The sequence below is a fragment of the Agromyces atrinae genome (assembly GCF_013407835.1).
GTDB lineage: Bacteria > Actinomycetota > Actinomycetes > Actinomycetales > Microbacteriaceae > Agromyces > Agromyces atrinae.
The window spans coordinates 2,106,270-2,118,974 of sequence record NZ_JACCBI010000001.1 but is presented as its reverse complement, the minus strand read 5'-3'; the positions used below and the strand labels follow the sequence as shown (position 1 = coordinate 2,118,974).

14 protein-coding genes are annotated in these 12,705 nt (G+C 69.7%); 6 read left to right on the top strand and 8 right to left on the bottom strand.

Annotated elements, in window-relative coordinates:
* Positions 1–2 precede the first annotated feature (2 nt).
* From BJ972_RS09955 to BJ972_RS09935, 5 genes are all read right to left on the bottom strand, one after another.
* Complete coding sequence (locus BJ972_RS09955) at positions 3–1,148, bottom strand: anhydro-N-acetylmuramic acid kinase (protein ID WP_257022737.1); 1,146 nt, start codon at positions 1,146–1,148, stop codon at positions 3–5.
* An 11-nt stretch (positions 1,149–1,159) separates the two neighbouring features.
* Positions 1,160–2,074: an N-acetylmuramic acid 6-phosphate etherase gene (murQ, locus tag BJ972_RS09950; protein ID WP_129172590.1), complete on the bottom strand. Its 915-nt coding sequence runs from the start codon at positions 2,072–2,074 to the stop codon at positions 1,160–1,162.
* Positions 2,071–2,964 carry an ABC transporter permease gene (locus tag BJ972_RS09945; RefSeq protein WP_129172591.1) on the bottom strand — a complete coding sequence of 298 codons (894 nt, stop codon included), beginning with the start codon at positions 2,962–2,964 and terminating at the stop codon, positions 2,071–2,073. The genes murQ and BJ972_RS09945 overlap by 4 nt, the downstream gene beginning before the upstream one ends.
* Positions 2,961–3,929 carry an ABC transporter permease gene (locus tag BJ972_RS09940; protein ID WP_129172592.1) on the bottom strand — a complete coding sequence of 323 codons (969 nt, stop codon included), beginning with the start codon at positions 3,927–3,929 and terminating at the stop codon, positions 2,961–2,963. The genes BJ972_RS09945 and BJ972_RS09940 overlap by 4 nt, the downstream gene beginning before the upstream one ends.
* Positions 3,930–3,993: 64 nt before the next feature.
* Positions 3,994–5,547, bottom strand: a complete 1,554-nt coding sequence (locus BJ972_RS09935; RefSeq protein ID WP_129172593.1) for an ABC transporter substrate-binding protein — start codon at positions 5,545–5,547, stop codon at positions 3,994–3,996.
* A 166-nt stretch (positions 5,548–5,713) separates the two neighbouring features.
* On the opposite strand from BJ972_RS09935, the gene BJ972_RS09930 reads away from it, so the two are divergent.
* Entirely contained in the window at positions 5,714–6,607 is an 894-nt protein-coding gene (locus BJ972_RS09930; RefSeq protein WP_129172594.1) for a MurR/RpiR family transcriptional regulator, read from the top strand.
* Between the two features lie 4 nt (positions 6,608–6,611).
* Here BJ972_RS09930 and BJ972_RS17680 read toward each other — a convergent pair whose 3' ends face one another.
* Both BJ972_RS17680 and BJ972_RS09920 read right to left on the bottom strand, forming a co-directional pair.
* Positions 6,612–8,084, bottom strand: coding sequence for a LuxR C-terminal-related transcriptional regulator (locus tag BJ972_RS17680; RefSeq protein ID WP_129172595.1), 1,473 nt, complete (start codon positions 8,082–8,084; stop codon positions 6,612–6,614).
* 108 nt (positions 8,085–8,192) lie between these two features.
* On the bottom strand, positions 8,193–8,792 hold the full coding sequence (locus tag BJ972_RS09920) for a hypothetical protein (protein ID WP_129172596.1): 600 nt from the start codon (positions 8,790–8,792) through the stop codon (positions 8,193–8,195).
* 55 nt (positions 8,793–8,847) lie between these two features.
* Between BJ972_RS09920 and BJ972_RS09915 the strand changes: the two genes are divergently transcribed.
* From BJ972_RS09915 to BJ972_RS09900, 4 genes are all read left to right on the top strand, one after another.
* Positions 8,848–9,183, top strand: coding sequence for an ArsR/SmtB family transcription factor (locus BJ972_RS09915; RefSeq protein WP_129172597.1), 336 nt, complete (start codon positions 8,848–8,850; stop codon positions 9,181–9,183).
* Positions 9,180–9,839 (top strand): cation diffusion facilitator family transporter, encoded by a 660-nt coding sequence (locus BJ972_RS09910; protein ID WP_241830706.1) that lies wholly within the window; start codon positions 9,180–9,182, stop codon positions 9,837–9,839. The genes BJ972_RS09915 and BJ972_RS09910 overlap by 4 nt, the downstream gene beginning before the upstream one ends.
* Positions 9,840–9,860: 21 nt before the next feature.
* Positions 9,861–10,394 carry a hypothetical protein gene (locus BJ972_RS09905; protein ID WP_129172599.1) on the top strand — a complete coding sequence of 178 codons (534 nt, stop codon included), beginning with the start codon at positions 9,861–9,863 and terminating at the stop codon, positions 10,392–10,394.
* 248 nt (positions 10,395–10,642) lie between these two features.
* Entirely contained in the window at positions 10,643–10,990 is a 348-nt protein-coding gene (locus BJ972_RS09900) for a hypothetical protein (RefSeq protein WP_129172600.1), read from the top strand.
* Here BJ972_RS09900 and BJ972_RS09895 read toward each other — a convergent pair.
* Complete coding sequence (locus tag BJ972_RS09895) at positions 10,924–11,553, bottom strand: ThuA domain-containing protein (RefSeq protein WP_129172601.1); 630 nt, start codon at positions 11,551–11,553, stop codon at positions 10,924–10,926. The two genes, BJ972_RS09900 and BJ972_RS09895, sit on opposite strands and share 67 nt — an antisense overlap.
* A 68-nt stretch (positions 11,554–11,621) precedes the next feature.
* Here BJ972_RS09895 and BJ972_RS09890 point away from each other — a divergent pair, with 68 nt between their 5' ends.
* Positions 11,622–12,686 carry a LacI family DNA-binding transcriptional regulator gene (locus tag BJ972_RS09890; protein WP_129172602.1) on the top strand — a complete coding sequence of 355 codons (1,065 nt, stop codon included), beginning with the start codon at positions 11,622–11,624 and terminating at the stop codon, positions 12,684–12,686.
* Positions 12,687–12,705: the final 19 nt, after the last annotated feature.

The window sequence follows — 12,705 nt, the reverse complement described above, 5'->3', positions numbered from 1 at the left end:
GGTCAGTCGACCACCCGGAGAGCCGTCGGCGCCGTGACGGGCGCCGGGAACGCGAGCGGGCGTGCGCCGGGCGTGATCGAGCCGAGCAGGCGCGAGCCGCGGGCACCCGTGGCCGTGGGGATCGAGGAGGGCACGCCGTGCACCGTCATCCAGCCGATGACGGCCATGAGCACGGCCTCTTTGTCGTCGCCGGGCAGGCCGAGGGCGTCGGTCGGGGCGAGGATCGCGCCGGTGAGTTCGGCGATGCCGCCGAGCAGCACGGGGTTGTGCGCCCCGCCGCCCGAGACGAAGATCTCGGTCACGCCGTCGGCCACGAGGGCATCGGCGACGGTGACGATCGTGAGTCGCGCGAGCGTCGCGAGGAGGTCGTTCGTCGCGATGTCCTCCCGGCCGCTGCGGCGCAGGGCGTCGTTCACGTAGTCGAGGTGGAAGAGCTCCTTGCCCGTGCTCTTCGGCGGAGCGACCCGGTAGTACGGCTCCTCGAGCAGCACGGCGAGCAGGGCCTCGTCGACCGTGCCGGCTGCGGCCAGGGCTCCGCCGTCGTCGTACCCCGCGGGGTGGGCCGACCGGTCGACGATCACGGCGTCGAGCAGGGCGTTCGCGGGACCGATGTCCCACGCGCGCACCGACTCGGGGTCGACGACGGTCGCGTTCGAGATGCCGCCGAGGTTGAGAGCGGCGGGGCGGCCGGGCCGCCCGGCGAGCAGCAGCGCGTCGATCGTCGACGCGAGCGGAGCACCGTGGCCGCCCGCGGCGATGTCGCGCGAGCGCACGTCGGAGACGACGGCGACGCCCGTGCGCTCGGCGATCCACGCGGGCTGTCCGAGCTGCAGCGTGCCGAGGGCGTGGTCGCCCTCGACCCAGTGGAACACCGTCTGGCCGTGCGAGACGATGAGGTCGACGGCTCCCGCCGCGTCGCACGCGGCCGCCGCGGCCTCGGCGAACGCCTGACCGATGAGGGTGTCGAGCGCGCAGACCTCGGCGAGGTCGACGGATGCCGGGGGCAGCGCCGCGATGATGCGGGAGCGGAGGCCCGGCTCGTAGGCGACCGCGTCGCGGTGGCGCAGTGCGAGTTCGAGAGTGCCGTCTCGCTCGACCAGGTCGACCACGGCGACGTCGATGCCGTCGTGCGAGGTGCCCGAGATCATGCCGAGGATTCTCATCGATTCGCCTCCAGAGCGATTCGGAGGCGGCCGCCCGCCTCGAGGAGTGCCGAATCGGCGCGGTCGGCGTCCATGCCGCGCGCGATCTTCAGCACCGCGCGCTTGACGATGTACCCCGACTCCTCGAGAGCCTCGCGCGCCGTGTCGACGTCGACACCGGTGATGCGGGCGACGATACCCGTCGCGCGCAGCTTGAGCTTGGCGTTCGAGGCCGTGACGTCGACCATGAGGTTTCCGTACGTCTTGCCGAGCTGGATCATGAGGATCGTCGAGAACATGTTGAGCACGAGCTTCTGAGCCGTGCCGGCCTTCAGCCGCGTCGACCCGCTCACGAGCTCGGGGCCGACGAGCACCTCGATGCCGTGCTCCGCCTCGGCGCTCAGCGCGGTGTCGGAGTTGCACGAGAGCCCGACGGTGAGGGCGCCGCGTTCGCGGGCACGGCGCACGGCCGCGACGACGAAGGGTGTGCGGCCGCTCGACGCGATGCCCACGACGGTGTCGAGGGGGCCGATCTGCGTCTCATCCATCGATGCGGCGCCGGCCTCCGCGTCATCCTCTGCGCCTTCGACCGCACCCGCGATCGCCTCGGGCCCGCCCGCGATGACCGCGAAGACGAGCTCGGGCGGCGTCGAGAACGTCGGCGGGCACTCGGAGGCGTCGAGCACGCCGATGCGCCCCGGCGTTCCCGCGCCGACGTAGACGAGCCGGCCGCCCTGCTGCATGCGTGCGGTCGCCGCTTCGAGCGCGGGCACGATCTGCGGCAAGGCCGAGCGCACCGCCGTCGGCACGACGTGGTCGTTGTCGTTCATGAGAGCGGCGAGCTCGGAGATCGACATGAGGTCGATCGCATCGAATCGCGGATCGACCGCTTCGGTCGTGAGGCCTTCGAGGCCGGTGCCTGTCGTCGTCATCGGCGTCCCCTTCTGGACGGGTCGAGCGCATCGCGCAAGCCGTCGCCGAGGAGGTTCAGGCCGATCACGAGCAGGATGAGGATGGTGCCGGGCGCGAACAGGGTCCACGGCGCGACGGTCACGAGGGTGCGGGCATCGAAGATCATCGAGCCGAGGGATGCCGCGGGCGGCGGTGTTCCGAGGCCGAGAAAGCTCAGCGACGCTTCGGTGAGCACGGCCCACGAGAGCGAGAGCGTGACCTGCACGATGATGATGCCGGTGATGTTCGGCAGGATGTGCCGCGCCATGATCGAACCCGCGCGCATGCCGGTCGCCTTCGCCGCGTTCACGTAGTCGATCTCGCGCAGCGAGAGCACGGGGCCGCGCGTCACACGCACGAAGATCGGCGTGTAAACGACGGCGATCGCGACGGCGATCGTGAACCAGTTGCGGGTGAAGACCGACGCGAGGGTCAGTGCGAGCAGCAGCGGCGGGAACGCGAACAGCACGTTGCTGAGTCCGCCGATGACACTGTCGGAGACGCCGCGCAGGTAGCCCGACGTGATGCCGCCGATCGTGCCGACGACCGCGGCGAACGTCACAGCGACGACGGCGACGAGCGCGGAGTTGCCGACGCCCGAGGCCGTGCGCGAGAAGATGTCGCGGCCGAACTGGTCGGTGCCGAACCAGTGCTCCATGCTCGGCGGCTGCAGTCGCGCCGCGGCGTTCTGCGCGGCCGGATCGTAGGGCAGCCAGCCGAGGAGCGAGAGGATCGCGAGTACCGCGAGGAGGCCGGTGATGATGAGCCCGGCGAGGCCGCTCGGGCTGCGGAGGAGGCCGCTCAGCGAGCGGTTCCGTCCCGCGCGGGGAAGTCGTCGTTCGGCGCCGTTCGGCGCGATGGTCTCGGTCATGATGCGCGCACCCGGGGGTCGATGACCCGATACAGCAGGTCGGTGAGGAGGTTGACGATGACGAAGAGGAGGGCGATCACGAGCACCGTGCTCTGCACGACCGCGAACTCCTTCTGGTTGATGCCGAGCAGCACCTGGCGGCCGATGCCGGGCAGCGAGAAGATCTGCTCGACGACCACGGCGCCGCCGAGGAGATAACCGAACTGCAGACCCGTCATGGTGACGATCGGCACGAGGGCGTTGCGCAGCACGTGATGGATCTGCAGGCGACGCGGGGGAACACCCTTCGCGCGAGCGGTGCGCACGAAGTCGAGCGAACGCACCTCGAGCACGGCCGTGCGGGTCGTCCGCATGATCGGCGCGGCGATGCCGAAGCCGAGCACGAGGGCCGGCATGAGCATCTGCTGGAGGTTCAGGAGCGGATCGTCGAAGAGCCGGGCGTAGCCGAGGCCGTTCGGGTTGAAGCCGAAGCTCGTCGCGGTGATGGCGAGGAGCGTCGTCGCAAGGAGGAAGGCGGGGATGCCGAGACCGGCGAGGCCGACGGCCTGGCCGAAGAAGTCACGGAAGCCGTTGGGGCGCGAGGCCGAGAGCATGCCGAGCGGCACGCCGATGATGAACGCGAGCACGATCGAGAGGAGCGCGAGCTCGAGGGTGACGGGCAGCGCCGCCGCCGTCATCTCGAGCACGCTCTGCTGCGCTCGCGCCGAGAAGCCGAGGTTTCCCGTGAGCAGGCTGCCGAGCCACGTGAAGAACTGCACGATGAGCGGCTGGTCGAGGCCGTAGTACGCCTCGAGGCTTGCGCGCTGCTCGGGGGAGAGCGCGGCGGCCTCGGTGCCGAACGCCGCCGTGATCTGGTCGCCGGGAATGGCGCGCAGCATGATGAAGACGGCGATGGCGACTCCGACGAGAGTCAGTATCGCGCCGCCGATCCGCCGCACGAGCGGATTCGCGAGCAGTTTTCGCATGGGTTCTCCAGGAGGGGGCGGTGGTGCGGGAGCGGACTCCCGCACCACCCGTGTCGAATCGCGGTCAGCCGGTGATGGTGGTGTCGCGCAGGTACTGCAGCGAACCGTTCGGCAGCGGCGTGAAGCCCTGCACGCTCGGCGCGGTCGCCGTGTAGTTGTAGCCCGTGAAGAGCCACACCCAGACGGCGTTGTCCTCGAGTTCCTTCGAGACATCCGCGTAGATCTGCTTGCGCTCGTCGAGGTCGTTGCTCGCCTTGCCCGCCGCGAAGAGGGCGTCGAGCGTGTCGGAGCTGTACCCGGCGACGGCGTTCAGATTGCCGGTGCTCGTGAAGTAGCGGCCGTACATGGCGTCGGGGTCGGGCTGTCCGCCGTTGAGGGCGAAGGCCGCGCCGAAGTCGCCGGCGACCCAGCGGTCGACGTAGGCGCCCGACTCGAGCACCTCGAGGTTCAGCGTGATGCCGATCTCGGCAAGCTGGGCCTGCACGTTCTCGGCCTCGGCGACGGCGGTCGAGTAGCCGTCCTGCATGACGATCGCGTCGATCGTGATGCCGTCGGCGTAGCCCGCGTCGGCGAGGTGCTTCTCGGCGGTCTCGATGTCGGCCTCGGGGCACGGGCGGGCGTCGGGGTCGGAGAGGAATGCGGGCGACGTGATCGGGCCGGTCACTTCGCCCTCGCCGAGAGCGGCGGTGTCGAGCACCTGCTGGCGGTCGATCGCGCACTGGATCGCGAGGCGCAGGTCGAGGTTGTCGAACGGGGCCTTCCGCGAGTTGAACTGCAGCGCGTGGTAGTTGAGCTGCGGGGTCTTCGCGACCTCCGCCGAGGCGCCGATCGTGTCGGCGACGAGGGCGTCGTCGAAGACGGCCATCTGCACGTTGCCCGACTGGAGAGCCGAGACGATCGCCGCCTCGTCGGGGATGACGCGGAACTCGATGCCGCCGAGGCCCGGGGTGTCGCCCCAGTAGTCGGTGTTCCGTACGAGCGAGATCGACTCGTTCGGCTTCCGCTCGTCGAGCATGTACGGGCCGGTGCCGTTGGGAGCCGTCTCGAGGGTCGCTGCGGTGTCGTCGGAGTCGAGGATCGCCATGGTGACGGGCGCGAGCTTCGACACGAGAGCGGCGTCGGGAGCCGAGAGGGTCAGCACGACGGTGCTCGCGTCGGGGGCCTCGATCGTGCTCACCGAGGCGAGGTTCGTGGCCGAGACGGCTGCCGTGTCGGGGTTCTTGATCGCGGTGAGCGAGGCGACGACGTCGGCCGAGTCGAAGGCGGCGCCGTTCGAGTAGGTGACGCCCTCGCGGAGCGTGAAGGTCACGGTGAGGCCGTCTTCCGATGTCTCCCACGACTCGGCGAGACCGGGCACGACCTCGAGGTTCTCGTCGAACTCGGTGAGCGTGCCGTAGATGTTCTGGAGCACGTTCGTCGCCTGGAACTGCGTCGTCGTCCACGGGTAGAGCGTGTTGGCGTCGGTCGTGACGCCGATCACGAGGGTGCCGTCGGCGTTCGGAGTGCCGCTCGGCGTGGCCGTCGACGTGCCGGTGCACCCGCTCACGAGGAGAGCGGTCGCGGTGGCGACTCCGAGGGCCGCGAGTCCGGCCTGCACGCGTCGTTTGCGTTGAGTCATGTTCATACCTTCCTTGGCGATGATGACCCTCTGCCGGGCCGGGGCTTGCGACTACCTTAGGTTATTTATTTCCCCGTTAAGGTTTCAAGTATGTAACTTCTATACCTCGCGGGTTCGAGGAAACATGTGTGGCCTAGGCTGCGAAGCACGTGAGGAGAGGAAGACCATGGCGTCGGACACGCGCAACGAACGCGATTCCCGGACGGTTCTCGTCGGCATCCGCTCGGCTCTACCGGGCCTGCGGCCCGCGGAACGGCGCATCGCGGAACTCATCCTCGACGACCCCGCCGGATTCGCCGCGCGGTCGATGGCCGAGATCTGCGACGCGGCGGGAACGTCGACGACGACCCTCGTGCGCTTCTACCAGCGCATCGGGTACACGCGCTTCCAGGATCTCCGCCTCGACCTCACGCGCGAATCGCTGCGTGAACGTCTCGAGAACGCCGACTTCCCCGACGAGGTGCGCGACATCGACCGCGACGACGACCTCGACGCCGTCATCGCGAAGGTCGCGCGCTCCGAGACGCTCTCGATCTCCGACACCGCCCAGGCTCTCGACACCGACGCGCTCCGCCGTGCCGTCGACCTCGTCGCGGGCTCGACACGCACCGACACCTTCGGAGTCGGCGCCGGCTCGATCGTCGCGCTCGACCTGCAGCGGAAGCTCAGCCGCATCGGCCGCGTCGCGCTCACGTGGCCCGACAGTCACGCGGCCTGGACAGCGGCCGCCGTCTTCACGCCCGGCACCGTCGCCATCGCGATCTCGCACTCGGGCGAGACGGCCGACACCGTCGAGTTCCTGCGCCTCGCGCAGGCCTCCGGCGCGAAGACGATCGCCATCACGAACCACGGCAGCTCGGCGCTCGTGCGGCACGCGGACGTCGTGCTGTTGACCGCGGCGCGCGAGACGCAGTTCCGCTCGGGCGCGCTCGGCAGTCGCATCGCGCAGCTCATGGTCGCCGACTGCCTCTTCATCGGTGTCGCCCAGTCGAACTACGACGCCGCCGTCGACGCCCTCAAGTCGACCTTCGACGCCGTGCAGCGCACCCGCACCGGGTGAGGCGTTACACGAGACCGAGCCGGCGGGCCTCGAGGATCGCGGCCGACGCTCTGTTGACGTCGAGCTTGCGATAGAGCGTGCGCTGATGCGACTTCACCGTATCCACGGACAGGTAGAGGCGTTCCGCGATCTCCGATCGACCGAGTCCCTCGGCGACGAGGGTGAGCACGTCGAGTTCCCTCGGCGTCAGGCGCGGCGTCGCGGACTCGAGTCGGTTCACCGGGTCGTCTGCGGTCGCGAGGCCGCTCGTTGTCATGAGGTCGGGGGCGAGCACGGTGAGCAGTGAATCGCTCACCGAGTCGCGGCGGCCTCGTCGGGCTGCCGCGGCGTCGGCGGCCGAGGGGACATCGCCCCGCGCGGAGTGCGCGACCGCGAGCACGGTCAGGCGCAGGTCCTCGGCTTCATCGAGCCCCCGGGTCTGCGACGCGAGCGAGCGCGCCGTGCGTATCGACTTGGCCGGCGTCGAGCTCGGGTGCAGTGCGTTCAGAAGCCTGACGAGCCAGAACCGCTGATCGATGCCGTCGAGTTCGGCGCGAACGAGGCCGGGCGTACCCGAGAGCAGGGCGTCGGTCGCCAGGATCATCCCGACGATGCTCCCCGCGTAGCCCGTACCCGGCGAGGTCGTGAGCCCCGTCGCGGCGAGCTGCTTCACGCGGGTTCGTCCCTCGACACGGTTGCCCATGCGAAGGGCGAGTCGATAGATGCCGTCGAGGTAGAACGGCCACATCTCACCCATCATCGACATCGGCAGCGTCGCGATGTCGTCGAAGGCCGAACGCGTGTCACCCTCCGGGGCGAGCAGGGCGAGCACCAGTCTCTCGTCCGCGTCGAGGTGCTCCTCGACCCAGCTGCGCGTGCGACTCTCGCGGGAAGCGTGCTCGAGGTGACGCCGCGCTGTGGCGTCGTCCCCGTACAGAGCGTGGATCATCGCGCTTCGCAGATGCGCGTCACGGCGGAAGAAACCCAAGGGGCCGGGTATCGGCCCGCTCGACGCCTTCTCGAAGAGGGTGAGCGCTTCGACGAATCGGCCGGCGAGCATCCCGCTGATCGCCGACTGGAGGAGGACGAACGCCCGCTGGCCTCGAGTGGGGTCGATGAGGCGCGGAACCGCCTCGGTCACGAGTCGGAGCCCGCGCATCATCTGGAACGCCGTGACCGGGTCGCCGGCGAGTCGCGCCTTGCCCGCCCTCACGAACGAGAAACCCTCCTTCGTGGGAACGTCGATTCCCGTCGACGGCGCCGAGGTGACATCGCTCGAATCGCCGAGTGCGGTGAAGCCGCGCATCATCAGGGCGATGATCGGGCTGAGGCGCACCGTGCTGCCCTGCAGTGAGCGCAGCATGATGTGGAACTCGTCCGACGGCATCCCGAACCACGTCTCGAGCGGGTAGTCGCTGATGAGGAGTGCGAGCTTGTCGAGCCGATCACGGCTCAGGGCATCCCGCGCCAGGGCGACAACGTCGACGCCTTCTTCCACAGCCGTGCACCATCCTCTACGCGACCGCCATCGCGCCGGGCGCTGCGATGGAGGTCCGCACCTCCTATCTTGGCCTGTCCTGCGAGCGCCCTGCTTGCTCAGGCCGGCTCAGACGACGAGGAACGCGCGTCGGCTCTGCCCGCGCGTGAAGCCCCAGCGCACGTAGGCGTCGAGGAGCTCCTCGCTCGCGGCGACCGTCGCGACGACCGACCCGGGCGGCAGGGAACGGATGACTCGGCGAGCGATCATCAGCGCCGAGAGGCGTGTGCCCGGAAGCTGTGCGAGGCCCGCGACCTGCCACAGCGGCCCTGTCCGCGGTGTCTCCGACCCGACGGGGAACGTGAACGCACTCGTCCGGCCGGTGAGCGTCACGATGCCGATGGCGAAGAACACCGAGACGACGGCGAAGACGCCGAGGAAGCCGAACACCGTGATCGACGACGCGGCGATGGCGAGCACGATGATGACGGCGTAGAGCGGGATCATGATCGCGAACGTCAGCGCGAAGTCGAGCACGAGGCGCCAGCGCGCGACGATGACCATGCCGGTGCGATCGTCGCTCAGATGGACCGTGCGCCGCAGGGCGTACGGCAGGAGCGTGAGCAGGGCGGTCGGCCAGGCGAGCACGGCGAGGGTGCGATTCTTCGCGAATGCCCGTGACATGACCCACGCCGCCCACGGAATATCGGTGAACTTCGCGCGCGTCATCCGTTTCAGGCTAACAAGCGGTTATTAATACAGCATTCCGTGTACTGTTGCGAGCATGACCGGAACGGCGACCCTCACCCACACGGCGGCTCTCGCGCGGTTGGGTTCTGCGCTCTCCGATGAGACGCGGGCGAGCATCCTCCTCGCGCTGCGCGACGCGCCCGCCACTCCGTCCGATCTCGCCGAGGCGCTCGGCGTCTCACGGCAGGTCATGTCGAACCAGCTCACGTGTCTGCGCGGGTGCGGCCTCGTCGAGGGCGTGAAGGACGGGCGCAACACCTGGTACCGCCTCGCCGACGCGGAGCTTGCCGACGCACTCGGCGATCTGCTGCGGCTCGTGCTCGTCGTCGACCCCGACTGCTGCTCGGGCGACGGATGCACGTGCGCATGAGCGTGGTCACGCCCGAGCGGCGGTCGGTGCTGCAGCGGCGCATCCGCTGGATCGTCGCGGCGACGATCGCCTACAACGTCGTCGAGGCGATCATCGCGCTCGCCGCGGGAACCGTGGCCTCGTCGGCCGCGCTCATCGGGTTCGGGCTCGACTCGATCGTCGAAGTGCTCTCGGCCGCTGCCGTCGCCTGGCAGTTCGCCGGTCGCGACCCGCAGCGGCGCGAGCGGGTCGCGCTGCGCGTCATCGCATTCTCGTTCTTCGGCCTCGCGGCGTTCGTGACGTTCGACGCCGTGCGTTCGCTGCTTGGCGTCTCACCGGCCGAGCACTCGGCCGTGGGCATCGTGCTCGCGGCGGTCAGTGTCGTCATCATGCCGGCGTTCTCGCTGTTCGAGCGCCGCACGGGTCAGGAGCTCGGCTCGGCCTCGGCCGTCGCCGACTCGAAGCAGACCCTCATCTGCTCGTACCTGTCCGCCGCCGTGCTGCTCGGACTCGTACTCAACAGCACGCTCGGCTGGGCGTGGGCCGACTCGGTCGCGGCGCTCGTGATCGCCGCCTTCGCCGTGCGCGAGGGCATCGAGGCGTGGCGAGGGGATGCCTGCAAGAAACCTCTCTCGTCGCTCACGACCGAGAACGCCGACACCTGCGCCTGCTGCTGAGGGCGGCAATAGCCTGGAGCGGTGACTGATTCCTCTACTCCTGAACACGGCATCCTCCGAGTGCACCGTATTCTCCGACCGGGCTTCGGCACGGAGACGGCGGTCTACGGAACCCTGCTCGTCAGCGGCCTCATCGCCGTGTCGTCCCTGCACGGCGAGAAGTCGGCCCGCGTTCTCATCACGATGGCCGTAACGGTCATCGTGTTCTGGGGCGCGCACGTCTTCGCGGGCACCGTTGCTCGACTCGGTGACCCCCAATCGGACATCCGGCAGATGCACATCGGACTCGCGCTGCGCGAGTCGCTCACGCACTCGCTCGGCATGTTGGGCTCCGCTGCGATTCCCGCGCTCGTGCTTCTCGCCGGTACCACCCGGATCATCCCGGACGATTCCGCCAACGAGGTTGCGCTCTGGTCGGGCGTCGTGATCCTCGCGATCCTCGGATACATCGCATTCCTGCGCCGAGGAAGCCCGATGATCGTGCGAATCGCCGGAGCGCTCGTCACTGCGTCGTTCGGCTTCGTCTTCGTCGTGCTCAAGGCGTGGGTGCACTGACCATCGGGGTGCTCGGCGGTGCGCGTCAGGCGGCGGAGGCGCATCGCCCGCCCGCGTCATCCCCCCTCGTGCCCTGCCCACTCCACGTCCCACGGATCTGTGTTGCCAGTAGTGGCGAGTTGCGCGGGCTTCACACTGGCCATGAGTGGCAACATGCGGAGATCGGACGGCCGGCCGGCCGGGAGGCGGAGCGGCCGCCGGGCGCAGAGTGGGTAGCGAACGTCGGTGGTCGCGACGATGATGTCGGCATGACTCGACCGCGCCCCATTCGCTACGACGGCGACACGTGGCTCGTCATGCGCAACGACCCCGTGCTGCCGAAGGCCATCATCCGTCGATTCCGCCAGAAGACCGGCGGTGACCTCTTCCACGTCGTGCGCTGGGCGCTCGATCCGGCCGAGCAGGTCATCATGGCGACCGCCACGAGCCTCGAGCGCGCCGACGAACTCGTTCTCTACGACCGCGTCGTGATGGGCCCGATGGGCGGCATCAACGGCCAGGGCGCGCAGCCCGGTTCGCCGCAGGGCGGTCAGCCGATACCGAGCAAGCGCCCCGCGACCGCACCGAAGAGCGCACGGGCACCGGGGGAGTCGTAGGCCGCCGCGTCGTGACCGAGCCCGACGTAGCCGACGTTCGCGGTGCCGAACCGGTGCACCCAGGCGAGCGGATGCGTCTCGCCCTCGTGCTCGTGCGTCGCGATGACATCTACGCCGGGCTGCAGTTCGAGCGCCGTGTAGCGCTCGTCAACGGTCTCGAACGACTCGCCGCCCGCCACGTCGATCGTGCACGTCGATTGCGGCGGGTGGAATGTCGTGCCGCGCACCCAGTGGCCGCCGAGCACGGTCGGCCAGACCGCCCACTGCGGGAACGCCGTCGCCGCCGAGTGCACGCCGAGCACGGCGCCTCCGCGTTCGAGGTGCGCAGCGAGACCCACGCGCGCGGCGAGAGTCGGCGCATCGTCATCCGAGTTGCCGATGTTCACGACGACGAGGTCGGCGGACTCGGTGTTGAGCCGCACGAAGGCCGCGTCGACGTCGTCGACGACGCTCACCTCGCCGAAGCCGGCGAGGGTCTCGGCGAGGCGCGCCGACGTCTCGGCGAACGGATGCCACGGGTCGGCGTACCGCCCGGAGCCAGAGATCACGACGAGGGAAGTCACGCCGCCAACCTACCGGAGCGATTCGCTAGGCTGGCAAACGATGTCCTGACGACGGAGGGGGAGGCCGCGTGGCTGAAGGTCGAAAGCCGAAACCGCCGACGCTGACCGACGTGGCGAAGCTCGCCGGGGTATCGATCCCCACGGCATCCCGCGCCCTCAACGGCGGGGTGCGCGGCTCGAACAGCGGCAGCGAAGAACTGCGTGAGCGCGTGCGCGACGCCGCCCGTCAGCTCGGCTACTCGGTGAGCCCCGCGGCGCAGGCCGTGAAGGGCGGCCGTGCCCGCACGCTCGCGCTCGTCGTGAGCGACATCGACGACTTCGGCTCGGCGACGATGATCGCCGGCGTCATGCACGCCGCTGAGAGCCGTGGCATCTCGGTCGCCGTCCGCGCGACCGGTGACGACGCCGAGCGCGAGCAGGGCCTTCTGCGGGCCCTCCGCGGTGAGCGGCACCGCGGCGTGATCTTCGCGACGAGCCGCACGACGGATGCCGCGCGCGAGCGTGCCATGGATGAGAGCCTTCGCGATCTGCATGACCAGGGCGCTCGGGTGGTCGTCATCGGCGATTCCGACCTGCCCTACCCGCGCGTCGTCGTCGACAACGAAGACGCCGCGTTCGCCCTCGCCCGAGGCCTCGTCGCGGCGGGTCACCGGTCGTTCTCGGTCGTCGCCGGACCCGACGATCAGATCACCTCGCGCGATCGCGTCGCCGGGTTCCTCCGCGGGCTCGCGGCCGACGGTATCGCCGCCGACTCGGTGCGCGTCGTGCACGCCGACTTCTCGCGCGACGGCGGGTACGAATCCGTCGCGCGCCTCGGCGAGACGCCCGAAGCGGTCGACGTCATCGCCGCGATGAGTGACGCGATGGCCGTCGGCGTCATCGCGGGCCTCCGTGATCGCGGGGTCGCCGCCGACGCGATGCCCGAGGTGAGCGGTTTCGACCACGTGCCGATGCTCGGCGATGTGCTGCCGTTCTTCTCGACCGTCGAGGTTCCCCTCGAGAAGTTCGGCGAGGCCGCGCTCTCGCTCATCTTCGATGCGGCAGCACCCGCCGCGACCGACGATCCGCCCGCCGTGCGCCTCCGCGCCCGCCCGATCGTGCGCGGCGTCGCCCTCGACCTCGACCTCGACTGATTCGCATCGTCGTGTCGGC

What these genes read in the sequence shown, in the direction of transcription:
- BJ972_RS09920 (WP_129172596.1), bottom strand. Translation starts at nt 8,792, where the DNA reads ATGACGCGCGCGAAGTTCACCGATATTCCGTGGGCGGCGTGGGTCATG.
- BJ972_RS09915 (WP_129172597.1), top strand. Translation starts at nt 8,848, where the DNA reads ATGACCGGAACGGCGACCCTCACCCACACGGCGGCTCTCGCGCGGTTG.
- BJ972_RS09955 (WP_257022737.1), bottom strand. Translation starts at nt 1,148, where the DNA reads ATGATCTCGGGCACCTCGCACGACGGCATCGACGTCGCCGTGGTCGAC.
- BJ972_RS09910 (WP_241830706.1), top strand. Translation starts at nt 9,180, where the DNA reads ATGAGCGTGGTCACGCCCGAGCGGCGGTCGGTGCTGCAGCGGCGCATC.
- BJ972_RS09945 (WP_129172591.1), bottom strand. Translation starts at nt 2,964, where the DNA reads ATGACCGAGACCATCGCGCCGAACGGCGCCGAACGACGACTTCCCCGC.
- murQ (WP_129172590.1), bottom strand. Translation starts at nt 2,074, where the DNA reads ATGACGACGACAGGCACCGGCCTCGAAGGCCTCACGACCGAAGCGGTC.
- BJ972_RS09940 (WP_129172592.1), bottom strand. Translation starts at nt 3,929, where the DNA reads ATGCGAAAACTGCTCGCGAATCCGCTCGTGCGGCGGATCGGCGGCGCG.
- BJ972_RS09930 (WP_129172594.1), top strand. Translation starts at nt 5,714, where the DNA reads ATGGCGTCGGACACGCGCAACGAACGCGATTCCCGGACGGTTCTCGTC.
- BJ972_RS09935 (WP_129172593.1), bottom strand. Translation starts at nt 5,547, where the DNA reads ATGACTCAACGCAAACGACGCGTGCAGGCCGGACTCGCGGCCCTCGGA.
- BJ972_RS09900 (WP_129172600.1), top strand. Translation starts at nt 10,643, where the DNA reads ATGACTCGACCGCGCCCCATTCGCTACGACGGCGACACGTGGCTCGTC.